The sequence below is a fragment of the Aquisalinus flavus genome, from assembly GCF_014640095.1.
GTDB classification, from domain to species: Bacteria; Pseudomonadota; Alphaproteobacteria; order Caulobacterales; family Parvularculaceae; genus Aquisalinus; species Aquisalinus flavus.
This window is the reverse complement of sequence record NZ_BMGH01000001.1, coordinates 2,938,810-2,962,149: the sequence shown is the minus strand read 5'-3', so window position 1 is coordinate 2,962,149 and position 23,340 is coordinate 2,938,810. Positions and strand designations below refer to the sequence as shown.

General features: G+C 61.8%; 27 protein-coding genes. 21 read left to right on the top strand and 6 right to left on the bottom strand.

Annotated features, from left to right (window positions below; translation table 11 throughout):
* Positions 1–7: 7 nt before the first annotated feature.
* The 12 genes from IEV88_RS13655 (at position 8) to IEV88_RS13600 (ending at position 10,018) form a co-directional block, all read left to right on the top strand.
* Positions 8–445 carry a BLUF domain-containing protein gene (locus tag IEV88_RS13655; RefSeq protein WP_188157912.1) on the top strand — a complete coding sequence of 146 codons (438 nt, stop codon included), beginning with the start codon at positions 8–10 and terminating at the stop codon, positions 443–445.
* A 134-nt stretch (positions 446–579) separates the two neighbouring features.
* Positions 580–888: a hypothetical protein gene (locus IEV88_RS13650; RefSeq protein WP_188157913.1), complete on the top strand. Its 309-nt coding sequence runs from the start codon at positions 580–582 to the stop codon at positions 886–888.
* A 147-nt stretch (positions 889–1,035) separates the two neighbouring features.
* Positions 1,036–1,869 (top strand): tryptophan synthase subunit alpha, encoded by an 834-nt coding sequence (gene trpA, locus IEV88_RS13645; protein ID WP_188157914.1) that lies wholly within the window; start codon positions 1,036–1,038, stop codon positions 1,867–1,869.
* A gap of 29 nt (positions 1,870–1,898) precedes the next feature.
* A complete protein-coding gene (gene accD, locus IEV88_RS13640) occupies positions 1,899–2,897 on the top strand; it encodes an acetyl-CoA carboxylase, carboxyltransferase subunit beta (RefSeq protein WP_188157915.1) in 999 nt (332 codons plus the stop codon).
* A 9-nt stretch (positions 2,898–2,906) separates the two neighbouring features.
* On the top strand, positions 2,907–4,229 hold the full coding sequence (locus IEV88_RS13635) for a bifunctional folylpolyglutamate synthase/dihydrofolate synthase (protein ID WP_188157916.1): 1,323 nt from the start codon (positions 2,907–2,909) through the stop codon (positions 4,227–4,229).
* Positions 4,230–4,307: 78 nt separating this feature from the next.
* Positions 4,308–5,309, top strand: coding sequence for a glycoside hydrolase family 5 protein (locus IEV88_RS13630; RefSeq protein WP_188157917.1), 1,002 nt, complete (start codon positions 4,308–4,310; stop codon positions 5,307–5,309).
* Positions 5,310–5,382: 73 nt separating this feature from the next.
* Entirely contained in the window at positions 5,383–5,850 is a 468-nt protein-coding gene (dut, locus tag IEV88_RS13625) for a dUTP diphosphatase (RefSeq protein ID WP_188159171.1), read from the top strand.
* A 106-nt stretch (positions 5,851–5,956) separates the two neighbouring features.
* Positions 5,957–6,709 (top strand): HesA/MoeB/ThiF family protein, encoded by a 753-nt coding sequence (locus IEV88_RS13620; protein WP_188157918.1) that lies wholly within the window; start codon positions 5,957–5,959, stop codon positions 6,707–6,709.
* Positions 6,710–6,792: 83 nt separating this feature from the next.
* Positions 6,793–7,557, top strand: a complete 765-nt coding sequence (locus IEV88_RS13615) for a tryptophan 2,3-dioxygenase family protein (protein ID WP_188157919.1) — start codon at positions 6,793–6,795, stop codon at positions 7,555–7,557.
* Between the two features lie 5 nt (positions 7,558–7,562).
* Positions 7,563–8,672, top strand: a complete 1,110-nt coding sequence (locus IEV88_RS13610) for an aminotransferase class V-fold PLP-dependent enzyme (RefSeq protein ID WP_188481231.1) — start codon at positions 7,563–7,565, stop codon at positions 8,670–8,672.
* The gene (locus IEV88_RS13605) at positions 8,656–9,312 is read left to right on the top strand and encodes a YceI family protein (protein WP_188157921.1); all 657 of its coding nucleotides are present in this window, start codon (positions 8,656–8,658) and stop codon (positions 9,310–9,312) included. The genes IEV88_RS13610 and IEV88_RS13605 overlap by 17 nt, the downstream gene beginning before the upstream one ends.
* Before the next feature lie 70 nt (positions 9,313–9,382).
* Positions 9,383–10,018, top strand: a complete 636-nt coding sequence (locus IEV88_RS13600; RefSeq protein WP_188157922.1) for a YceI family protein — start codon at positions 9,383–9,385, stop codon at positions 10,016–10,018.
* Here the strand turns inward: IEV88_RS13600 and IEV88_RS13595 are convergent.
* Complete coding sequence (locus IEV88_RS13595; protein ID WP_188157923.1) at positions 9,999–10,985, bottom strand: 2-hydroxyacid dehydrogenase; 987 nt, start codon at positions 10,983–10,985, stop codon at positions 9,999–10,001. The genes IEV88_RS13600 and IEV88_RS13595 overlap by 20 nt on opposite strands.
* 120 nt (positions 10,986–11,105) lie before the next feature.
* On the opposite strand from IEV88_RS13595, the gene IEV88_RS13590 reads away from it, so the two are divergent.
* The 3 genes from IEV88_RS13590 to fabB all read left to right on the top strand — a co-directional run bounded on the left by IEV88_RS13590 (position 11,106) and on the right by fabB (position 13,679).
* On the top strand, positions 11,106–11,630 hold the full coding sequence (locus tag IEV88_RS13590; protein WP_188157924.1) for an SH3 domain-containing protein: 525 nt from the start codon (positions 11,106–11,108) through the stop codon (positions 11,628–11,630).
* 197 nt (positions 11,631–11,827) lie between these two features.
* On the top strand, positions 11,828–12,355 hold the full coding sequence (fabA, locus tag IEV88_RS13585) for a bifunctional 3-hydroxydecanoyl-ACP dehydratase/trans-2-decenoyl-ACP isomerase (RefSeq protein ID WP_188157925.1): 528 nt from the start codon (positions 11,828–11,830) through the stop codon (positions 12,353–12,355).
* 103 nt (positions 12,356–12,458) lie between these two features.
* Positions 12,459–13,679 (top strand): beta-ketoacyl-ACP synthase I, encoded by a 1,221-nt coding sequence (fabB, locus tag IEV88_RS13580; RefSeq protein ID WP_188157926.1) that lies wholly within the window; start codon positions 12,459–12,461, stop codon positions 13,677–13,679.
* Here fabB and IEV88_RS13575 read toward each other — a convergent pair.
* A complete protein-coding gene (locus IEV88_RS13575) occupies positions 13,676–14,290 on the bottom strand; it encodes a hypothetical protein (protein WP_188157927.1) in 615 nt (204 codons plus the stop codon). The genes fabB and IEV88_RS13575 overlap by 4 nt on opposite strands.
* A gap of 137 nt (positions 14,291–14,427) precedes the next feature.
* On the opposite strand from IEV88_RS13575, the gene IEV88_RS13570 reads away from it, so the two are divergent.
* Positions 14,428–15,801, top strand: a complete 1,374-nt coding sequence (locus tag IEV88_RS13570) for an NAD-dependent succinate-semialdehyde dehydrogenase (RefSeq protein ID WP_188157928.1) — start codon at positions 14,428–14,430, stop codon at positions 15,799–15,801.
* A 6-nt stretch (positions 15,802–15,807) separates the two neighbouring features.
* Here the strand turns inward: IEV88_RS13570 and IEV88_RS13565 are convergent, their stop codons facing one another.
* Positions 15,808–16,689 carry an ABC transporter six-transmembrane domain-containing protein gene (locus IEV88_RS13565; RefSeq protein ID WP_188157929.1) on the bottom strand — a complete coding sequence of 294 codons (882 nt, stop codon included), beginning with the start codon at positions 16,687–16,689 and terminating at the stop codon, positions 15,808–15,810.
* Positions 16,690–16,817: 128 nt separating this feature from the next.
* On the opposite strand from IEV88_RS13565, the gene IEV88_RS13560 reads away from it, so the two are divergent.
* Complete coding sequence (locus tag IEV88_RS13560) at positions 16,818–17,081, top strand: hypothetical protein (protein ID WP_188157930.1); 264 nt, start codon at positions 16,818–16,820, stop codon at positions 17,079–17,081.
* A 177-nt stretch (positions 17,082–17,258) separates the two neighbouring features.
* Entirely contained in the window at positions 17,259–17,573 is a 315-nt protein-coding gene (locus IEV88_RS13555) for a hypothetical protein (protein WP_188157931.1), read from the top strand.
* Between the two features lie 13 nt (positions 17,574–17,586).
* Here IEV88_RS13555 and IEV88_RS13550 read toward each other — a convergent pair whose 3' ends face one another.
* On the bottom strand, positions 17,587–18,189 hold the full coding sequence (locus tag IEV88_RS13550; RefSeq protein WP_188157932.1) for a TetR/AcrR family transcriptional regulator: 603 nt from the start codon (positions 18,187–18,189) through the stop codon (positions 17,587–17,589).
* Positions 18,190–18,366: 177 nt separating this feature from the next.
* Between IEV88_RS13550 and IEV88_RS13545 the strand changes: the two genes are divergently transcribed.
* Both IEV88_RS13545 and IEV88_RS13540 read left to right on the top strand, forming a co-directional pair.
* Positions 18,367–19,197 carry an enoyl-ACP reductase FabI gene (locus tag IEV88_RS13545; protein ID WP_188157933.1) on the top strand — a complete coding sequence of 277 codons (831 nt, stop codon included), beginning with the start codon at positions 18,367–18,369 and terminating at the stop codon, positions 19,195–19,197.
* 9 nt (positions 19,198–19,206) lie between these two features.
* Positions 19,207–19,881: a YitT family protein gene (locus tag IEV88_RS13540; protein WP_188157934.1), complete on the top strand. Its 675-nt coding sequence runs from the start codon at positions 19,207–19,209 to the stop codon at positions 19,879–19,881.
* Between the two features lie 114 nt (positions 19,882–19,995).
* Here the strand turns inward: IEV88_RS13540 and trhA are convergent, their stop codons facing one another.
* Entirely contained in the window at positions 19,996–20,703 is a 708-nt protein-coding gene (trhA, locus tag IEV88_RS13535) for a PAQR family membrane homeostasis protein TrhA (protein WP_188157935.1), read from the bottom strand.
* A gap of 246 nt (positions 20,704–20,949) precedes the next feature.
* Here trhA and IEV88_RS13530 point away from each other — a divergent pair, with 246 nt between their 5' ends.
* Positions 20,950–21,264 (top strand): PilZ domain-containing protein, encoded by a 315-nt coding sequence (locus IEV88_RS13530; protein WP_188157936.1) that lies wholly within the window; start codon positions 20,950–20,952, stop codon positions 21,262–21,264.
* Between the two features lie 60 nt (positions 21,265–21,324).
* Here the strand turns inward: IEV88_RS13530 and IEV88_RS13525 are convergent, their stop codons facing one another.
* Positions 21,325–23,229: a DUF885 domain-containing protein gene (locus IEV88_RS13525; protein ID WP_188157937.1), complete on the bottom strand. Its 1,905-nt coding sequence runs from the start codon at positions 23,227–23,229 to the stop codon at positions 21,325–21,327.
* Positions 23,230–23,340: the final 111 nt, after the last annotated feature.

The window sequence follows — 23,340 nt, the reverse complement described above, 5'->3', positions numbered from 1 at the left end:
AATTCAAATGCTCTACCACCTCGCCTATCTGAGTTCGGCAACGCACCTGATGTCGGAAAAAGCCATGAAAGACATCCTCGAGAAATCGCGCCATAACAACAAGGCGGACAATATCACCGGCCTTCTCCTGTATAATGACGGCAGCTTCTTCCAGGTGCTGGAAGGGGAGAAGGACAAGGTCATGGCGTGTTACAAACGCATCCAGAAGGACCGCCGCCACGATAACTGTATCACCCTGCTGGACGGCGAAGGCGAGAACAGGACCTTCATGTCCTGGGACATGGCCTTCATTCCCTTCGGCGAGTTGAACGAAGCCCAGCAGAACCACTTCATCAGCCTCGGCAAGCTGCGCAAGTCCGGCAAGATGCTGGAAATGGAATCGAACAAGGACCTGCGCATTCTCGCCCAGTCCTTCCTTGCCAGTTTCGGCACGCAGTTCCAGTAGGACGATCAGCACCCTGATAACAGATTGGTAAACCGGGTGCCGCAGGCGGCATCGGGAACCAAGGGCCAGTATGGTTGTTGCCAGTGCATAGAACAATGCAATGGCCACCGACCCCGGTGCCTCCGGAGACTGAAATGATCCGTCTGTTTATCTTTCTGGTGATCGCGACATTCGCTGCAGGTCATGCCGAAGCTGAAGAAGTCACTTCTCAGGACAGCGTCGCTCAGGAAGAGCGCTATGCCGCAGCGGATGTTGATCTCGACGCGCCGCAAGCAACCACCAGCCGTGCCGCGCGCCCCGGCCAGGACGGGGTCGCGCGCTATGAGACCCCATCCAGCATGCGGTACGAAATCAGCGGTCGTGACGTTAACTATTCCGATCAATCCCCTGTCAGCGCCGACGGTGCGCCGACCAATCTGCGTCCGGCAAGCTGGATCGAATAACATCCTGCGCCCAACGATAGAGCAGCAGGATAAACCTTACTCAGCCGCCCGTATTTGCTCCCGGGCGGCTTTTTGCTTGCAAAACAGGGCAGTGCCTCGCTATTGGGTTGGTCCGCCGACCGCCGAATAAGGGAGCCATTCCGGCCCATGTCCTCTTCGCCATCCCGCATAACCGCCCGGTTCGAGACGCTGAAAGCGGAAAACCGCGCCGCGTTCATTCCGTTCATCATGGCCGGAGACCCGGATTACGATACGTCGCTCGACCTGATGAAGCAATTGCCGGCGGCAGGTGCCGACCTGATCGAGCTTGGCATCTGTTTCACCGACCCGATGGCTGACGGCCCGGCGATCCAGGCGGCCGGCCTGCGCGCCCTGGCGGCCGGACAGACCCTGAAAAAGACGCTGCAAATGGTGCGCGAGTTCAGGAAAGAGGATGACGCGACGCCGATCATCCTGATGGGCTATTACAACCCGGTCTATTCCATGGGCGTCGATAATTTCCTCGCGGAAGCAAAGGATGCCGGCGTCGACGGCCTGATCGTCGTCGACCTGCCGCCCGAGGAAGACGAGGAACTTTGCCTACCAGCGGGCAAGACCGGGCTCGATTTCATCCGGCTCGCCACCCCGACGACCGATGACAAAAGATTGCCGAGCGTTGTTAAGAACACCTCAGGCTTTGTCTATTATGTTTCGGTTGCCGGGATCACCGGCGGCGCGACCGGCGCGAACGATACCGTGTCCAGCGCTGTTGGCCGCTTGAAAGCTGCCTCCGGCTTGCCCGTTGCGGTCGGTTTCGGGGTCAAGACGCCCGAGAGAGCAGCAGAAATCGCCCGGACGGCCGATGCAGTCGTCGTCGGCTCGGCATTGATCGAAGCGCTTGCGGGCGCCCTGGAAAAAGACCAGAATAGCCGCGATAAAATAACATCTGCGGTAACGTCGCTGGCGAAAAGCCTTGCTGACGCGGCGCATAGCGCCAGATAAGAGTATTACTGAGGTTAGAGGAGACCGTCATGAACTGGCTTTCCGATATCACCCCGCCGGGGATCAAGAAAATCTTCCGCAGCCAGTCCGACAGCGGCGACACGCTGTGGACCAAATGTCCGGCCTGCAGCGAGATGATCTTCAACCGGGATCTGGAAGCGAATCTGCATGTCTGCCCGTCCTGCGATCATCACATGAAGATCGACGTGACCGAGCGTCTCAATGCGCTGTTCGATGACGGCAAGTGGAAAAAGATCAAGCTGCCGGAAGTCCCGGTCGACCCGCTGAAATTCCGCGACGAGAAGAAATATTCCGACCGGCTGCGCGAATACCGCAAGAAGACGGGCGAGGAAGATGCTCTCGTGATCGGCGTCGGCAAGGTCGATGGCGTGACCAGCGTCGTCGCCGTGCAGAACTTCGCCTTCATGGGCGGCTCGATGGGCATGGGCCTTGGCGAGGGGATCATCCGCGCCGCCGAGGAAGCCGTCTCCCAGAAGGCGCCTTTCGTCATGTTCACTGCTTCGGGCGGCGCCCGTATGCAGGAAGGCATCCTGTCACTGATGCAGATGCCGCGCACCACCATTGCGGTGCAGATGGTCAAGGAAGCGGGCCTGCCTTACGTGGTCGTATTGACCAACCCGACGACCGGCGGCGTCACCGCCTCCTACGCGATGCTGGGCGACGTTCACCTCGCCGAGCCCGGTGCGCTGATCGGTTTCGCCGGACCGCGCGTGATCGAGCAGACCATCCGTGAGAAGCTGCCGGAAGGTTTTCAGCGGGCGGAGTATCTGCATGACAAGGGGATGGTTGACATGGTCGTGCCGCGCAAGCAGATGCGCGAGATCCTCGGTGGATTGTTACGCGTCTTCACCCGTCACGGGGTCAAGGCAAAGCCGGCCGCAAAGCCGGAAGAGAAGGCTGACATCGCCGAGACCAGCACCAGCAACGTCACGAGCCTGCCTGCGCCGAAGGCGAAAGCAAAGGACGCAGTCGTGGCGGAAGACGGTCTCGACAAGGCTGCTGAATAGAAACCGCCCGTGCAACGAAACTCAGCCGATGTAAACGCCCTGCTGGCACGCCTGGCCGAGCGGCGCCCGCGCGTGATCGACCTGTCGCTCGCCCGGGTGCGACAAGGGCTGCAGCGGCTTGGCTCTCCGCATCTCAAACTGCCGCCGGTGATCCATGTCGCCGGCACCAATGGCAAGGGATCTGTCATCGCCTATATGCGGGCGATCCTGGCCGCTGCCGGGCACCGGGTTCACGTCTATACCTCTCCCCACCTCGTCCGTTTCAACGAGCGCATCGTCCTCGCGAGCGAGCAAATCGAGGATCAGGAACTGCTCCGTGTGCTGGGCAAGTGCGAGGCCGCGGCGGGCGATGTCGAGCTGACCTATTTCGAGGCGGTAACCTGCGCGGCGCTTCTGGCCTTCGCCGAAACGCCAGCGGATATCCTGCTGCTGGAAACCGGCTTGGGCGGACGTCTCGATGCGACCAATGTCGTCGACGACCCGATCGCCAGCGTGATCACCCCCATCGGCCTCGACCATCAGGACTATCTCGGCGACACGATCGAGAAGATCGCTTTCGAGAAGGCCGGCATCATCAAGAAGGGCCGCCCGGCAGTGATCGGCGCCCAGCGCCAGGAAGCGCTGAAAGTGCTCGAAGACCGGGCGCTGGCCCTCGGCGCGCCGATGCATATCGCCGGGCAGGACTGGTCGGCTCATCAGGAACAGGGCCGCCTCGTCTATCAGGACGAAACCTCGCTGTCCGACCTGTCGCTGCCGCGCATGCTGGGCGGCCATCAGGTCGAGAATGCCGGGCTCGCCGTCGCCGCGCTGAAGGCCGCAGGTGTAGCGCCGAATGACGACAAGATTTCCGCCGGGCTGGAAGGCGCTTTCTGGCCTGCCCGCCTGCAGCGGCTGACGACCGGCCCGCTCGTCGAGCTGGCGCGATCCAAAGCCCACGAAGATGTAGAGATCTGGCTCGATGGCGGGCATAATCCGCATGCCGCGCGTGCGATTGCCCGCGCCATGGCCGACCTCGAGGAACGCCAGCCACGCCCGTTGATCCTCATTTCCGGTCTGCAGGAAAACAAGGACGCAGACGGATTTTTCGGCTGCTTCGCCGACCTCGTCTCCATGGTTCTTACCGTACAGGCACAGACCGGCACGGCCAGCGATCCGGAAAAGGTCGCCGTCTCCGCCCGTCACGCCGGCCTGCCGGCAATTGCCTGCGACAGCGTCGAGTCGGCGCTGAAGGAAGCGCTCGACAGTGCCTTCCGTTCCAATGAGGGTGCACCGCGCATCCTCATCTGTGGCTCGCTCTATCTCGCCGGCGAAGTCCTCGAAGATAACGGCTAGACCCGCCGTTTAAGTCTTTGATTGCGACGCAGCCTTCGGTTAGCGTGACCATAACCAGATATAGGGAGGCCGCCGCCCATGATCAGCACGATGTTCCGCTCAACCCTGCTCTCGACCGCCTGCGCGCTTACCGCCCTCAGTGCCGCCAATGCCGCCGGGTTCGAGACGAAGAAATGCATCAATATCGGCAACACGCTGGAAGCGCCGCGCGATGCGTCGTGGGGCAATGCACCGGACCGGCGCTATTTCACCGCCATCGGCAAGACCAATATCGACACGGTCCGCATCCCCGTTCGCTGGTCGGCCTATGCGCCCGACGAGACGCCCTACACAATCGAGCAGGACTGGTTCGACACGGTCGACGAGATGATCGGCTGGGCCCTGGAAGAAGACCTGAATGTCATTCTCAACATCCACCATTTCGATGAGCTGTATGAGAATCCCGCCGATTACGACGACAAGTTCGCCGCCCTGTGGCGCCAGGTCGCAGACCACTACAAGGAATATCCGGACTCGCTCTATTTCGAGATCCTGAACGAGCCGCGCGACGCGCTTTCCGGCGAGGTCATGCAGGACGTGCTGCTCGACGGGCTGGCCGCGATCCGCGAGACCAACCCGGAGCGGATCGTGATCATTGGCGGCGACGAGTGGAACTCGATCCGCGGCCTGCCCTCGATCCCCGAGACGCCGGGCGACGAGAACATCGTACACACCTTCCACTATTACGATCCGCACGAATTCACGCACCAGAAGGCGCCCTGGGCGGGCATGCCACTGGATCGCGACGTCGACTGGGGCACGGAGGAGGAACGCCAGCAGGTGATCGACGACGCCGCCACCGCGAAAGCCCATGGCGACAAAACCGGCTACCCCGTCTTCCTCGGCGAGTATGGCGTCTACGACCAGGTGCCGCTGGAAAAGCGGGTGCCGTGGACGGCGATGGTGCGCGAGACCATGGAAGAGGCAGGCGTCTCCACCTGTCCATGGGCTTTCGCCAATACTTTCCCCGTCTGGGACCGGGAGACCGAAGAATGGCTGCCGGGCATGAAGGACGCGCTGGGCGTGGTGGAAACCGAGTGACAGTTTTCCAGACTCGCGGGTTTGGCGCTTGCCCGGAACGAACCGGCAGCATAGTCAATTGAGCATGACCCAGATGCCGACCACCAAGCCGCCCATCGTCCAGCTGAAACGCCTGCCCCATGCAGCCGGGCTGGCCCTGCCGAAATACGAAACGGCGCTGGCTGCCGGGGCCGATGTGCGTGCCGCGATCCCCGACGGCGAGCCGCTGGTACTCAAGCCCGGCGAGCGCTTCATGGTGCCGACGGGCCTTGCCATGGCGCTGCCGCCCGGCTGGGAGGCGCAGATGCGCCCGCGCTCCGGCCTTGCCGCCAAGCACGGCATTTCCTGCGTCAACGCGCCGGGCACGATCGACGCGGATTATCGCGGCGAGCTGAAAGTGATCCTGATCAATCACGGCGCCGAAGACTTCACCATCAACCGCGGCGACCGCATCGGCCAGATGGTGATCGCCCCTGTGTTCCAGGCGATCTATGAGGAAGTCGACGAGCTCGACGAGACCGCGCGCGGCGAAGGCGGCTTCGGGTCGACAGGATCGAAATAATCCTGACAGATCTGTTTCACCGGGCCTGAACGGCATAAGATGTCTTGCAGGCCCTTGGTTGACCAGGTTCCGAAGGCCGCCGGAAGAACCCAAGGCGAGACATCCCATGCCCCTCACCCCCGACCAGCTGGAGCGATACAGGCGCCATATCCTGTTGCCGGAGATCGGCGGACAGGGCCAGCAGGCGCTGCTCGAGGCGCGGGTGCTGGTCGCCGGCGCCGGCGGGCTCGGCTGCCCGATCCTCGCCTATCTCGCCGCGGCGGGTGTCGGCCATATCCGTCTGTGTGATGATGATGACGTTGCCCTGTCCAACCTGCAACGGCAGATATTATTTACCACGGACGATATCGGCAAGCGGAAAGCGGCCGTCGCTGCAGCCCGCCTGCAGGCGATCAATCCGGATTGCACAGTGGAACCCATCGAAGCAAGGCTGACAGCGGACAATGCAAAACAGCTTCTCGAAGATGTCGACCTTGCCATTGAGGGCGTCGACAATTTCGAGGCGCGATATGCGTTGAACGATTCCTGCCTTGAGACGGGTACACCGCTTCTCTCCGCCGCCATCGGCCGGTTCGATGGTCAGGTCGCGCTGTTTGCTCCCGGCCGCGACCAGCCCTGTTATCGCTGCCTGGTGCCGGAGACGCCGCCAGACGCCGCCGACTGCGAGACGCAGGGCGTGCTCGGCGCGGTGCCAGGCCTTGTCGGGACGATGGCGGCGATGGAGGCAATCCGGTTCCTGACCGGTTTCGGCGAGCCGCTCGCCGGGCACGTCTTGATATATAATGGCATGAACGCCACGACCCGGCGCGTGAAACTGCCACGCGACCCGGCCTGCCCGGCCTGCTCTGCCAAAGGCTGAGCCGCGCCTTGCGGGTGTTGCCCGTGGCTGCTCTAGTGCGGGCAGAACAGGCTGAATAAAGCCAGAAATCCGGGAGACCCCGCATGAACCGTGAAAAATATTACGAGATGATCGGCGGCGACGGCACGCTCGATTACGAAATCTATCTTAACACGCACTCGCTCCTGTCCTGCCAGAAGCCCTATGACGCGCTCGCCAATCATGACGAGCTGCAGTTCCAGATCGTCCACCAAGTCGAGGAGCTGTGGATGAAACTGATGGCCTTCACCCTCCTCGAGATCGACGACTATATGGCTGAGCGCCAATCGAACCGTGTACTGACGCTGTTCAGGCGTGTGCACCTGCTGCAACAGCACCTGATCTCGCAGATCGCGCTGCTGGAGACGATGTCGCCGAAGGAGTATCAGGAGATCCGCCTGCAGCTCGGCAATGGATCGGGCCAGGAATCGCCGGGCTTCCGCACCCTGCTGAAAATGGCGCCGGAACTGTGGGACACGTTCGAACGTGTCTACCTGACCGGCGATGGCAAGAGCGTCGATGACATCTATGATGGCGGCTATGACCATGGCGATGGCTTTATGGTCGCCGAGGCGATGGCCGATTTCGACGAGCTGTTCCAGCGTTTCCGCTATCACCATATCCAGCTGATCCACCGCTCCATCGGCCTTGACGCCAAGTCCCTGAAAGGCCGGCCTGTGGAAATCCTGCAGAACGGGCTGAAGTCGCAATTCTATCCGGCGCTGTGGTCCGTGCGCGGACGAATGACCGATAATTGGGGCGCTTCCTATGGCCGCGAGCGTGAAGCGCTGGGCGCGACCAGCGATGGCAGCGGCATCAAGGCCCACTGATGGGGATGGACGGCACGATCCGCACCCGGTTCCTAAAGCCGGAAACACCCTATTTCCTGTCCCATTCCGTCGGCCTGATGCCGAGGGGTGCGGCGGCAACGCTGAACAAGCAGGTCCTCGACCCCTGGCGCATGCAGGGCCAGTCATGGGATGAATGGCTCGCCATTCTCGACCGGTTCAGGACGGCGCTCGGCTCTTTTCTCAACGCCGATCCGGCGCTGATCTGCCCCCAGGCGAATGTGTCATCAGCGCTGACCAAGATCCTCTTCTCCCTGCCGCAGCCGGACAGGAGAAACGTCATCCTGCTGAGCGAACAGGACTTCCCGACCATCGGCTTTGTCGCGCTTCAGGCTGAACGCCTCGGCTGGCAGCTTCGCTATGTGCCGCGCGAGGCGGACCTGACCGACGAGGAAGTCTGGCTCGACGCCATGGGCGATGATGTCGGCATCGTGCTGGTCACCCACGCCTATTCCAACTCGGCCATGCTGGCACCGGTCGTATCGATCACGCAGTTTGCGGCAGCACGCGGGATCGTCAGCGTCGTCGATATCGCCCAGTCGGCAGGCACGATCCCGATCGACCTCGCCCTATGGCAGGCCGATTTCGTCATCGGAACCTCGGTCAAATATCTGTGCGGCGGGCCGGGTGCGGCGTTCCTGTGGGTAAGCCCGCAAATCGTCGAGACCTGCACGCCACTCGATGTCGGCTGGTTCAGCCATGAGGACTCGTTCGAGTTCGACCTGAAACAGTTTCGCTATGCCCCGGATGCGCGGCGCTTCTGGGGCGGCACGCCGTCAGTCCTGCCCTACGCCATGGCGGCGCACGCGGTCGAGACGCTGACGGCCATCGGTATCGACGCCATTCATCGCCAGAACCAGCAGCGCCTGGGGCGGTTGATCGACGGTCTCGACCCGGCCCTGATCCGCTCGGAACCGCGCGAGGGCCGGCGCGGGTCACACCTGCTCTATGCGCCACACGATATGGAAGCGGCAGCGGCGAGGCTTGAGGAAGCCGGCATACGGCACGACCGCCGCGATGGCGCTTTGCGCCTCTCGGTTCATCTCTATATCACTGACCAGGACAGAGAGGCGGCGCGCGATGCGCTCGCTGGATGAGGGAGATTTCATGCGCCTTGCGCCGATCTTGATGGCAGTCTGCGTGACGGGCTGCTCGAGCCTTGCAGACCTGCCCGGCGTGCGCGGTCTGCTGACGCCCGAGGTGGCGCAGGAACAGGCGGCGCTGAAGCCCGGCCTTTATCGTCTCGACCCGGATCATGCCAGCCTGTCCTTCAGCCTGAACCATATGGGCCTGTCGACCCTGACCGGGCGCTTCGACCGGCTCGAGGCCAGTCTCGATTTCGACGAGGCAGCCCCAGAGGCCGCCGCGCTCGACGTGCTGGTCGATATGACCTCCCTGTCGATCGCGACGCCCGACTTCACCGGGACGCTGAAAGGCAGCGACTGGTTCGACGTGGCGGCCGCGCCGCAGGCGCGCTTCGTCTCGACCGGCATCACCGTCACAGGGCGCAATAGCGGCGAGGTCGCCGGCGACCTGACAATCGGCGAAATTACGGCGCCGGTGACCCTGACCGTCACCTTCAATGGCGGGGCGCAGGTGCCGCTGACCGGAGCCTATACGCTGGGGTTCGATGCCGAGGGTACGCTGAACCGGTCGGAGTTCGGCCTCGGGCGCTTCTCGAGCTTCGTCAGCGACGAGGTGGCGATCCGCTTTTCCGGCGAGTTCCAGCGACAATAGCGATCACATTATCGCGGTTGCCCTGCCTTTTTCAAAATTTGTGCTATACTCCCAATCAGGGAGAAACAGTATGCGCCGGATCGCTGCCCTTGCCGGACTTTTCATCGTGACGGGTGCCTTTGCCAGCCCCGTCCTTAACCTTGACGGGCTGTCGCCGGATGCGACCCTGTTCCGCCTGAACCAGGCCGAAAGCGACCTCGCCTTCGAAGTGCGCAAGATGGGGTTCATGTCGGAGAAGGGCCGTTTCGCCGATGTGACGGCGACGATCTATTCCGACAGCCCAAGCCTTGAGACGATCCGCATGGCAACGGTGATCGATGTCGACAGTATCGTTCTGTCGAGCGAAGACAAGCGCCAATGGCTGCTGGGCGAGGACTGGTTCAATGCCGCTACCTACCCCGAAGCGACGTTCGAATGCGCCGATGTGACCATGACCGGGCCGCGCGAGGCCGTGGCCGAAGGCATGATGACGATCCGCGGCATCAGCCAGCCTGCAACCTTCGCCATTACCTTTGACAGCAATGTGATAGACAGCCTGCGCGATGACGAAGTGCTGTCCTTCGAGGCGACGGGCAGTTTCAGCCGGTCGGCCTTTGGCATGACCAAGATGTCGGGCCTGCTCGGGGATATCGTGGAGCTCGACTTCGACGGACGGTTCGACCGCGCCTCTGTCAGCCGCGCCGCGCCTACAGAAATTCCGGGATGACCCGGTCGGGCGGTTTGTGCCCGTCGATGAACATCTTGATATTGATCAGCATACGCTCGCCCATGTCGAGACGGCTTTCGCGCGTCGCCGATGCCATGTGCGGCAGCATCACCACATTGGGCAGACGCATCAGCCGCCGCGACACCGTCGGGCTGGGGTTGGTGACATCGAGACCGGCCCCTGCGAGCTGGCCCTTCTCGATCATCTCGGCGAGCGCTGCCTCGTCGATTATCTCGCTGCGCGAGACGTTGACCACGAACGCATCCGGGTGCAACAGCTTGAGCCGACGCGCCGACAGCAGGTGATAGGTCGCCGGGGTATGCGGACAATTGACCGAAACGATATCGACGCGGGCGAGCATCTGGTCGAGGCTTTCCCAATAGGTGGCCTCGAGCTCGTTTTCCACATGCGGATTGATGCGATTGCGGCTGTGATAGTGAACCGACAGGCCAAACGCGCGTGCCCGGCGCGCTACCGCCTGGCCGACACGGCCAAGACCGATAATGCCAAGCTTCTTGCCGCGCACCGAATGGCCGAGCATCCATGTCGGCGACCAGCCGGTGAACTTGCCGGCTTCCAGCGCCTTCACGCCCTCGACAAGCCGGCGGGGGACGGCAAGGATCAGCGCCATCGCCATATCGGCGGCATCCTCTGCCAGTACGGACGGGGTATTGGTGACGGTGACGCCATGGGAGATGGCGGCCTTGAGGTCGATATGGTCGACGCCGGCGCCAAAATTCGCGACCAGCTTCAGCCGGTCGCCGGCGCTTGCGAAAAACTCAGCATTCAGCCTGTCACCAAGGGTCGAGGCAATGACATCGCTGTCCCGTGCTGCCGCGATCAGGTCTTCCGGCGACATCGGCCGGTCATCCTGGCAAAGCGTGACATCGAACAGATCGGCCAGCCGCAGCTCTATCTCGGCCGGCAACCGGCGCGTCACGGTGATCTTGCACGGGGTGTCTGTCATTACGAAACCTGAACAAATTCTGGTCAAAACCGGAGGGCATCAACACTTTATTAACTGCACCTTAACGCTCGCAGGGCAAACATCTTCGGCAGTTCCAACAGATTATGCAGCATGCTGTGAATGATGACCATGCCCGCCCGCGTATTGTTTAGTATCCTCCTCCTCTCTTTGATGGCCGCCCTGCCCGTCGCTGACGCGGCAGCGCAAGTCGGCGCGTCGGCCAATGCGCCGAAAATGGGCTATTCAGGCCTGCCGGTGCCGCGTTTCGTCAATTTGAAAAGCGACGAGACCAATGCCCGCGTCGGCCCGTCAATGGATTATCCGGTACGCTTCGTGTTCAGCCGGCGCGGGCTGCCCGTGCGGGTGGTCGCCGAGACGCCGGACAATGTCTGGCGCAAGGTCGAGGATTTTGAAGGCGAGACGATGTGGATCCATCAGTCGCAGCTTGTCTCCTCGGGCGTGGTGCTGGTAACCGAGGGCACCGCGCTGATGCATGCGCGCCCGGCCGAAGGCAGCGAGGTACGCGCGGCACTGGAGCGCGGCGTGCTGGCGGATACGGAAAAATGCGATGACGGCTGGTGCCTCGTCCGGGTCGACGGCTATCGCGGCTGGGTCGCCAAATCGTCGCTCTGGGGCGTCGACTGATCTCCGGTTAAAGACCCGGCGCTTCATGAGCAAAGGGACAGGCAAGGTGTGGACGCGCCGCCATCCCCGGTTCGGGGAAGATTGCCGGGCACAAGCCCTGCCATCTCAATCGGCCGCCTTCCTTGGCCACCCTTCATTGACGGGAGGAACTGCCGCCTCTATGGCTTTGTTTCAATATAATTCACCGGATAAGAGCGATGACTGGCCAGAACAGCTATACCAAGGAAGAACTGATCGAATGCGGCATGAACGGTCTGCGCGGCCCGGGCACGGCCCAGCTGCCGGTGCCGCCGATGCTGATGTTCGATCGTATTACAAAAATCACATCCGATGAGGGCGCCTATAACAAGGGGCACATCATCGCCGAACTGGATGTCAGCGAGGACCTCTGGTTCTTCGACTGCCACTTTCCGGGCGATCCGGTGATGCCGGGCTGTCTCGGCCTTGATGCGTTATGGCAGTTGGTCGGGTTCTTCCTGACCTGGTCGGGTGAGCCGGGCTCAGGCCGCGCGCTCGGCGCCAAGGAGATCAAGTTTTCCGGCCAGGTCCTGCCGTCGGCCAAGCTCGTGCGCTACGAGATAGACATCCGCCGGATGATGCGTGGCAAGCTGGTGCTGGGCATCGCCAATGGCACGATGTATTGCGACGACCGCAAGATCTATGAGGCAAGCGACCTGCGGGTCGGGCTGTTCTCGCGCGACGCGCTGAACGCCGGGGCCATGTAGGGCGCTGTTCCAGACCAATAACAGATGCGCGAAACTCTGCATCCGGCTCTGGGCATTGAAGCGTAATTGCGTACTATCGAACTAGGACAATAGGGAATTTTTCATGCGACGTGTTGTAGTAACAGGTCTTGGCATCGTCTCCTCCATCGGCAGCACTGCCGCCGATGTGACGCGCGCCCTGCGCGAGAGCACCTCTGGCATCACCAGGTCCGGGCAATTCGCCGAGCTTGGCTTCAAGAGCCAGGTCTGGGGCATGCCGCAAGTCGATATCGATGCCCTGGTCGACAAGCGCGCCCGCCGCTTCATGGGCGATGGCGCGGCGTGGAACTACATCGCCATGCAACAGGCGATCGAGGATGCAAAGCTGGGTGAGGACGAAGTCAGCCATCCGATGACCGGCCTCGTCATGGGCTCCGGCGGACCGTCGACGAAGGTGATCGTCGAGGCGGCCGCGACCACCCGCGAGAAGGGCAGCCCCAAGCGCATCGGGCCATTCGCTGTGCCCAAGGCGATGTCATCGACCAACTCGGCGACGCTCGCCGTGCCGTTCCAGATCAAGGGCCTGAACTATTCGATCTCCTCGGCCTGCGCCACGTCGATCCACTGTATCGGCCACGCCTATGAGCAGATCGCCATGGGCAAGCAGGACGTGATCTTCGCCGGCGGCGGCGAGGAGCTGGAGTGGACCCTCGCCAACATGTTCGACGCCATGGGTGCGATGTCGACGAAGTACAATGACAGCCCGGCCACCGCCTCCCGCGCCTATGACAAGGACCGCGACGGCTTCGTCGTCGCCGGCGGCGCTGCCGTGCTGGTTGTCGAGGAACTGGAGCGGGCGAAAGCGCGTGGCGCCACCATCTATGGCGAGATCACCGGCTATGCCGCCAATTCCGACGGTTATGACATGGTTGCCCCGTCGGGCGAAGGGGCGGTGCGGTGCATGAACCTCGCCATGCAGACGGTCGACGGGCCAATCGATTACATCAACACCCACGGCACCTCGACGCCGGTGGGCGATGCCCGCGAGACCGGCGCAATCCGCGAAACCTTCGGCGACACTATCCCACACTTCTCCTCGACCAAATCACTGACCGGCCACTCGCTCGGCGCGGTCGGGGCACAGGAAGCTGTTTTCTGCCTGCTCATGCTGCAGAACGATTTCATCGCCGCCTCCGCCCATATAGAGGAGATCGACCCGGAATTCGCCGACCTTCCGATCGTGCGTGAACGGATCGACAATGCAAATCTGCGCAATGTCATGACCAATTCGTTCGGCTTTGGCAGCACCAATGGCTGCCTCGTCATGAGCCGCTACGGCGGCTAGTCACCGACCGCCGAGCCATCGCCGCGCGCCATGATGCCCGGCTTTGGCAGGTAGTCCTGCGGAATCGCATCAAAGGCGACCTGGCGCGGCCGGCCCTTGACGATCCACCGGAACAGGAAGGGCAGGAAGACGACGATGATCCCTGCCTTTATGAAAAAGGTGATGGCGAGATTGCCGAAACTTACGGGGAGCGAGAAGATCACCAGCGCCAGCCCGAAAAAGACGACCGCGACGAACGCAAGCTGGCCGACATAGCTTGCCGCCGGAGCCCCGGCCATCAGCCGTGCCGTCGGCGAGGCGCTCTGCACACGGTCGATCAGGAAGCGGGTGAATTCCGAAAAGGTGACAGAGCGGTCCTCGAAATCGGCGATCCCGGCGAAATGCATGTTGTCATACTGCAGCCTGGCTTTCTTGCGGTCGATGATGGTCGCGAGATAGCGGTTGGTCTTCGACCGTGTCGGCGCATAGGCGACCCGGATCGTGGCGATTTCCGCCAGCTTCAGCCCCCAGACATAGCCGTCCGGACGGACCATCTGGACCTCGTCACCGGTCAACCGATAGATGCGCTCGGTCTTCTCGAGAATGCTCTCGCGTTTCCTGTATTCGATCATGATAATCCCCCGTTTGGTGCGGCGATCCTACCGGACCCGGTGAACCAAATCATCTGCAAACTGTCATTGCCTGTAGGCGGCCCCTCGCCGCCGCGCTAAGTGTCAGGCAGCGCGCAGACCGCAGATGGAGGATGAGAATGCCGATCCAGACCCTCAATCCCGCGACCGGCAAGGTCGAAAAGACGTTCGAGGAATTGAGCGATGCCGATGTCGACAAGGCGATTGCACAGTCGGTGAGCGGTTTCCATGCCCTGCGCAGCTTGAGCTTTGCCGACCGCGCCACGCTGATGATGCGGGCAGCGGATATCCTGGAGGACCGCGAAGAGACCTATGGCCGCCTGCTGACGACGGAGATGGGCAAGACCTTCGCCTCGGCCAGGGCCGAAGTGAAGAAATGCGCCTGGGCCTGCCGCTTTTATGCAGAGCATGCGGAAGAATTTCTCGCCGACCGCCCGATCGAGACGAAAGCGCAGCGCTCCTTCGCCCGTTACCTGCCGATCGGACCGGTGCTTGCGGTCATGCCTTGGAACTTCCCGCTGTGGCAGTGCTTCCGCTTTGCCGCGCCTGCCCTGATGGCCGGCAATACCGGGCTGTTGAAGCACGCCTCCAACGTGCCGCAATCGGCCCTCGCCATCGAGGAAGTGTTTCGCGATGCGGGCTTCCCCGAGGGTACATTTCAGACGCTGCTGGTCGGCTCGGGAAAGGTCGAGCGTATCCTGCAGGATGATCGCGTGCGTGCCGCAACGCTGACAGGCTCCGAACCCGCAGGCCGCGCCGTCGCCGCCACTGCGGGCGACCACATCAAGAAGACGGTGCTGGAGCTTGGCGGCTCTGACCCGTTCATCGTCATGCCGTCGGCTGATCTCGATGCCGCTCTCGATGCTGCCGTGAAAGGGCGCACCCTGAACAATGGCCAGTCGTGCATTGCCGCCAAGCGCTTCATCATTCATCAGGATATCTACAGGGATTTCCGCGACGGCTTCGTCTCCCGGTTCGAGGCCTTGAAGGTCGGCGACCCGATGGCGGAGGATACCGATATCGGCCCCCTCGCCATGGCGCAGACGCGCGACGACCTCGACAAACAGGTCACCGAAAGCGTTGCCAAGGGCGCTCATTGCCTGACCGGCGCGGAAGTGATTGATGGCGACGGGTTTTTCTACCGTCCCGGCATCCTCGAGAATATCCCCGAGGGCGCGCCGGCCTTTGCCGAGGAGTTGTTCGGACCAGTTGCGACGCTCTATTCTGCGGCCAACCTGTCAGAGGCGATCTCGCTCGCCAACACCTCCCGTTTCGGGCTCGGCTCTGCGATCTTCACCCAGAATGAAGGCGAGATCGAACAGGCATTCAACCATCTCGATGCGGGCGGCACCTTCGTCAACACCATAACGGCATCGGACCCGCGCCTGCCCTTTGGCGGCGTGAAGGCCTCCGGCTATGGCCGCGAGCTGGCGTCGGACGGCATCAGGGAATTCGTCAATATAAAGACCTGCTGCGTCGGATCGTCGAGCTGACACCCGTCAGCTTGCGTCCGGGCTTGCGCGCGACAGGCGCGTCCCGATCTCGCTTGTCCGCAAGAATTGCTGATAGGTGTAGGGAAGGATGATCACCGATTGCGAGAATTGCAGCACGTAGGACAGGGCGGCAAAGATTTCCCCTGTACTCTTGTCGCCTGCGCTGACCAGCACCCAGACGGCGAAGGCTGTCAGGATGAAGGTCAGCAGGAACACACCGCCGAAATTCCTTGCTTCGAGATCGGACAATTGGATCCGCCAGCGCACGAGGGAAAAGAAGTGTGACCGTACCGCCAGAATATCCCGCGCCTCGAGAATATCGACCTGCCGCTCGGCCTCGTCATTGAGGCCGGTGTTGAGGGAATTGATCCGGCGGGCGCTCAGGCCGAAGATCGCCGAGATCAATCCGGCGACGACAATCGTGCCGAGGCAAAGAAGCGGCGAGATGATCGCCATCATCACCACCGAGCCGAGCAGCATGAAGATCGAGACGATGGCTGCCGGCAACATATGCTCGAAGAAATCCACGAATTCCTGCACGAAGCTGACATGGGCTGCAGTCTGGGCGGTCGGCTTTGCATTTGCGATCTGGCGTTCGACGACATCCCCCGCCGACTCGCGATAGATGCGGCCATAGATGCGCGTATCGTAAAGGCGGCGTGAGACGCCGAGCGCCAAGGCGATGATGGCAGCAGCGAGATAGATCACGATACCGAGGAAACTGTCACCGATCAGACTGTCGATGGCGCGACCGAGCAGCCACGGCTCGATCACCGTGAACAGGTTTTCCAGAGCCAGGAGCGCCAGCGTGCCGGCAATGGCCCAACGGTAGCGCTTGACGATCCCCGCATGGGAAAGGCCCTCAGGCGTGGCCGACCGATCACTCATATTGGCTCCCTTTTTTACAGCCTGCAGTTAACCAGTCCCTGACCGCGCCGCAACTGCTTGCGGAAATCGCGCAGGCTGACCTATGCTGCGCCCGGATCAGACAGGCTTTTTTACAGAACGGGCGCGCCATGAACAATCAGGATCAAACCGGCAAGGGCGATGCGTGGTTCATCCGCGAAGTTGAAAAGAGCGGGCGCGCGTCGCTGACACCAGCGAACAACATGATCATGCTCGCCTCTCTCGCCGTACTGCTGGCGACGATCTCGACGGCCATCGGCGCGATGTCGCTGGTCATGTCGCAGCAATACATGCTGGCGCTGGCCCCTGGCACCGCCGCGGCCTGCCTCATTGCCTTTATCGGCTGGGCCTTGACCAAGAAGACCGCCGGCTAACCTCACCAAAGCATAAGATTTATTGGAATTTCCTGCCAAGGGCCGGTTTGCATCGCAGCGCGGCCCTTGTTAGGGTCACTCTCATTCGTGATGCTTGTCTTTCAGCTATTGTCAGGCCGGTATTGTTTGTGAAGTGAGCCCTGTTGGCTCCGAACCCTTATTTGAATGAGCGAAGCCATGAAACTGACTGAACCCCAGGCAGAAGCTGCCAAACAAACGCTTGGCGCCGACCCGATCCCCGAGGATCACCCGGTTGCGGTGCAATTGTCGCAAACCTTCGGCGAGCATTCTTTCTATCTCGACAATAATGGCCTTCTGGTCTTCGAGCCGACCAAGGAAGATCCGGCCAAGGCAGGCCTGTTCCTGATCGCGGCATGGACCGATGAGGACAAGAAGGAACTCGGCGGTATCCAGCCGCAGCCGACGAACATCGTTCTCGATCTGGAGAACCCGCAGGCCCCCGAGGCCCCGCAGCCCAACGGCGCTGCCTGAGAGAATTCGACCGTCAGCCCTCTAACATAAGGGTGCTGACGGTCCTGACGAGGTCGGAGGCCTGCCGGCTGACGGCGCCTCCCTCCTCCAGCCTGCCCGCAATAGCGAGCTGCGACAGGCCCTGAAGCATCGACCACAGAAATGTCTCCATCAGCGCTGGCGTATGCGGCCCGGCGGGACCGGTCCTGCGCGAGGCCGGGGATGCAACGGCGGCGATCTCGGCCTTCAGCGCGGCAACGCCGCCCTGCAGGTCGGCATTGGCGCCATCGGTGCGCTCGCCATCCATCATCAGCGAGAACAACGCGCTATTGCCCATGGCAAAGCCGATATAGGCGGCGGCAATCGCCTCGATCGCACGGGCGGCGTCGGTGCCGACCGATTTGCGCGCCGTGTTCATCGTCTGCGCCAGGGTCAGATAGCCCCCGGCCGCGATCGTGCTGAGCAGCGTTTTCATGTCCCCGAAATGATGGGCGGGCGCGGCATGGGAGACCCCGGCCCGGGCGGCGCAGGCGCGCAGCGAGAAGCCGGATGCGCCCTGCTCCTGCAACAGTTCAAGCCCCGCCATCAGCAATGCCTCGCGCAGATTGCCGTGATGATAGGATTTTTCCTCGGCCATGCCCCACCCCGCTACCGTCGCTCAAGTCCATGCTAGGCGATTGCTGCAGCGCGTTAAAGCGGCCTCTTCCCTGAAATCGCAAAATCATGCCGCCCGGCTTGCGCTGGACGGGAAAAGCCGGTTTATCTGGGCACCACAACCGACAAGCCCGAAAAACAACGATGAAAGGCCTGCCCGATGAGCGAAGACAGCCAGACATTCCCGACCGGTGACCTGATGAAAGGCAAGCGCGGCCTCGTCATGGGTGTCGCGAACAAGAATTCCATCGCCTGGGCCATTGCCCAGCAGCTCCACGCCCAGGGCGCGGAGATGGCCTTTACCTATGTCGGCGAAGGGCTGGAGCGCAGGGTGCGCCCGCTGGCCGAAAGCCTCGGCGCGGAGGTCATCATCCCTTGCGACGTCACCGACGATACCTCCATGGACGAGGCCTTCAAGACCATCGAGGACAAATGGGGCAAGATCGACTTCCTGGTCCACGCCATCGCCTTTGCCGACAAGGAAGCGCTGAAGGGATCCTTCGTCGCGAACACGAGCCGGGAAGTCTTTGCCCGCGCCATGGATGTCTCCGCCTTCTCCTTCGTCGATGCCGCCAACCGGGCCTCGAAGATCATGAACCCCGGCGGTTCGATGATCACGCTGACCTATCTCGGGTCGGAGCGGGTCATCCCGAACTACAACATGATGGGCGTCGCCAAGGCGGCGCTGGAAGCGGCGACCCGCTATATCGCCCGTGATCTCGGCAAGGAAGGCATCCGTGTCAACGCCATCTCCGCCGGCGCGATCAAGACCCTGTCGCTGGGCGGCATTGCCGGAGCGCGCTCGCTGCTGTCCGAGGGCCGCGCCTGGGCACCGCTGCGCGAGGACACCGACCCGGTCGGCGTGGCCGGCGCCGCGCTCTATCTGCTGTCCGATCTCGGCAAGAGCTGTACCGGCGAGACGCACCATGTCGATGCCGGCTTCCATATTGTCGGCATGCCCGAAGAAGATGCCATCAGGGGCGGGGAATAAACCCGGCAGGTGACGGACTCGGAAACGGATAGCGGCGAACCAGCCAGCGGAAAAGCGAAACGGGACCGCGCCAACCGGCTCGACCTGCCGCCGGGTGCCAGACACTCAGTCATCGATGACCTGCAGGGTATCCTGATCGGCGCGCTGCTGCTGGCGCTGGCGATCAGCCTGTTCCGCGAGGCGACGATCCTGACCGGCGGTGTTGCCGGCGTCGCGCTGCTGATCGACTATGCATCGCCGATACGCTTCGAGATTGCGTTCCTGGTCCTGAACCTGCCGTTCTTTGCCCTGGCGCTGTGGCGCATGGGGGTGCGCTTTACAGGCGCGACGCTGGTGACGATCTTCCTTGTCTCCGGCCTGACGGCTGTGATCTCGCGCTATCTTGTCATCGACAGCATCAACCCGGTCTTTGCTGCCCTGGCAGGCGGCGTGTTGAACGGGGTGGGGATCGTCGCCCTGTTCCGTCACCGCTCGGGAGTCGGCGGGCTGACGATCATGTCGAGCTATTTGCAGGATCGGGGGATCGCGAGGGCCGGGCATGTGCATCTGGTCACCGACCTGGTCATCGCCGCGATCGCCCTGTTGATCATCCCGGCGGACAAGGTCGCGCTGTCGGTCCTCGTCGCAGTCGTGTTCTCGTTCGTGCTGTCGGCCAATCACCGGCCGGGCCGGTATTTCGGCTAGATCGTTTCAGCATTCTGTGGAAACGCTGAAACGACCCAGACTCCTTGTTTGTCGCGTTTCCTGACGGTGAACCGGTTTCCACTTCACCGGGAAACGCTATAGGGAGATTGCCGGTCAGGCGAAGCCGCCTTTCGGCAGGTCCCGGCCGAGGACATAGCCATAGACGGCGATAAAATGGCAGATACTGCCGCCCAGCACGAAGACATGGAAGATGGTGTGGGTATAGGCGCGCGATTTCCACGCATAGAAAAACGCCCCGACCGTAAAGCTGAGACCACCCGCGACCAGCCAGATGAACCCTGCGGTCGGCAGGTTCACCCATAATTCGTGCACGACAAAGATGGCGACCCAGCCGAGCCCAAGATAGCTCGCCAGCGATATCCAGTCATATTTGCGCAAATCAGTCATGAAGTGTCCGGCAATCTTCAGTCCGATCCCGATGGCGGCCGCGACCCAGACGAAGACGAGAAGGGAAATCCCCGTGCGCGGCGACAGGGCCAGCAGGGCAAACGGCGTATAGCTGCCGGCGATCTTCACATAGATGGCGGAATGGTCGAGAGCCTCGAGGAAATGCTGCACCCGGGCCCGCAGCGCGCAGGAGCAGTGATAAATCGTCGAGGCGAGATAAAGCAGAATGATGCTGGCAGCAAAGATCATCACCGCGGTCACTTCGAGCGCGCCGCCCTGGCGTGCGGCCCGGATGGCGAGAAACACGAGCGCGACGATACCAAGAACGATGCCGATGCCATGGCTGGCCGTATGAAGAATTTCTTCCAGCCGCGAATGGACATCCGGTTTTCTTTTTTTCGGCAATAAGAACATGGCTACTCCGAGCGTTGCTATAACCGTACCAGCCATTGAGGGCGAAATTGCGGGGAATGGCAGATAAATATGTGTTTGCTGGTCACTATTGCGCCAGGGCAACACGCCACTTGCCAGCTTCGTTCGCCTCGGGGAGGTTGATTCAGCCAACGGGGCTGGGAACCGTAACATAAAATTAGAGAATATTAGCGAAGGTGTAATCTCCAAGGGCGGGAGAGTGTCGTAGGCTGTAAGAGGATGCGCCACATGCCTGGATTGAAATATGAAAGTCTTGCGACAAGCGAGGCTTGCCGACGTGCCTTTAAGAGGCTCGATACCGAGATAAAAGGGCGGCTCATCATCAATGATGGCTGTTCGCATCCGTGTACTATCACAAACACGTCGCCGGGCGGCGCGAGGATTGTCCTCGACAGGCCTGAATATGTGCCGCCGCGCTTCGACCTCGAGTTCACCGAGGACGAGATCGTGATTACCTGCCGAAAGGCGTGGCAGTCAGGCGCCGATATCGGTGCCCATTTCATCTCTGCCCTGATTGTCCACCTGCACAACACCCATAGCTGATTCCAACACCTGTCCCCCTGTACGCTTGCACGCAAAGGGCAGGTAGAGACGCAGGAAGGCTCAGCCTTTCTGCGTCTCTATCCAGGTGTTGATTTTGCGTTCCAGCACCGGCAGCGGCACGGCGCCGTCCAGCAGAATGGCGTCGTGGAAGGTTCGGATGTCGAAATCCTCGCCCAGTTCCGCCTCTGCCTTTTCGCGCAGCGCCTGGATTTTCAGCATGCCGAGCTTGTAGGAGGTCGCCTGCCCCGGCCAGACCGCGTAGCGTTCGACTTCGCGCGTCACTGCCGCTTCGGTGTCGCCCAGGGTCGCGACCATATAGTCGATCGCTTCCTCACGGGTCCATTGCTTGGCGTGCAGCCCGGTATCGACGACGAGACGCACGGCACGGAAAAGCTCCGACTGCAACCGCCCGAGATCGCCCAGGGGATCATCCTCATACATACCCATTTCAGCGGCAAGTTCTTCGGCATAAAGCGCCCAGCCCTCGCCGAATTCAGAGTAGAAGAACGTGTTGCGGATGAGCGGGAAGTTGTCGATGTCCATTTGCAGGGCGACCTGGAAATGATGGCCCGGCACCGCTTCATGATAGGTCAGCGTCTTCAGCGTCTGTTTCGGCCAGTCTGCGGTATCCTTCAGATTGATCCAGTAGATGCCGGGGCGCGAGCCGTCGAGCGACGGTGCGGTGTAATAGCCACCGGGCGCGGAGTCCTGCTCATAAACCGGAATGCGCCGCACGACCATGTCCTGTGGCGGGAGGGTGCCGAACCAGTCGGGCGCAATCGTCATGATGGCGTCGGTCTGCGCTTTCAGTTCGATCAGCAATTCCTCGCGGCCCTCATCCGTATTCGGATAGACCATGGCAGGGTCGTCAGCGATAGACGCGAAGCGCTCGCCGACAGAACCCTCGGTCAGACCCATACCAACAAGGATCTCATCCATCGCCGCCTCAATGCGGGCGACCTCGTCGAGACCCAGCTGATGGACCTCGTCTGCGGTCATGCCATTGCCTCCGAAGCTGTTCAGCGCATGCTGATAGAAATCCTCGCCCTGCTGGATCCGCCAGATGCCGGCATCGTCATTGGACTGGTCGATCAACGACGTGACCGTTTCGCCAAGCCGGGTATAGGCCGGATAAACAACGGTCTCGACCACCTCCGCCGCTTGCGCGATGGCATCGGTCCGGGCTTCCTCGCTCATCGTGTCGATCCCGGCAACCGCGCCTTCAACGCGGGTAACGAGCGGGTGCTCCGCTGGCGGAACATCGATGAAGCCGTTAGCGGTAATCGCGATTTTCTCGAGCGCAAAGATTGGCGGAACGACCCCGGCATTGGCATCGGCGACGAGGGCATCGCCGACAGCCTCGAACACGATGCCAAACTTGCCAAGGCGGGTGAGGTAATCCTCTATGTCAGAGGCGCTTTCCAGCGGCTGCTCGGTCAGCATCATCTGCGGGATGCTGATATGCGGACCGACGAGCTGGTTGAGGACATATGGCCCGTTTGAGACCATCACCGCCGCATTGCCAAAATCATAGCCATTGCGCTCGGCCGCCATCTCGTAGGCATTCTCGAGCACGTCATAGGTGACGAGCGCCGTGCCGTCGAGATCGGCGCGATCGAACCGGCGCAGCTGTTCGAGGAAGCGCTCGTTCATGCCGATAGCGTCCTGATTTGCGGCATACCCGTATTCGCCGAACATGGCGTTATAGGCGCGCCCGGCAACAGCGGTCTCGACACCAAGGCTGGTCGCCTGTTCGGGATTGGATTTCAGGTAGCGCGCCGCGTGGCGCTCGGCCATCTCCATGAAAAGGTCGGATTGGGTCTTCTGGACGACCTGGTCGGACTGCGCAGCCGCTGGCGTCGTTTCGGCGGGGGTGCCGGCAGTGTCGTCACCGCCGCAGGCGGTTAGTGCGAAGGCGGCGGCGCCCATCATCAGGACAAAACGGTGCGTTACTGTGGTGACCATGGTCAAAATCCCCTTGCATGTAAGTCGGGTAACCTAGGCCAGTCGGCGGCTTGCGCCAAGGGGCTCGGCACATAAAGAAAAACCGCCCGGCATTGCACCGGGCGGTTTCTC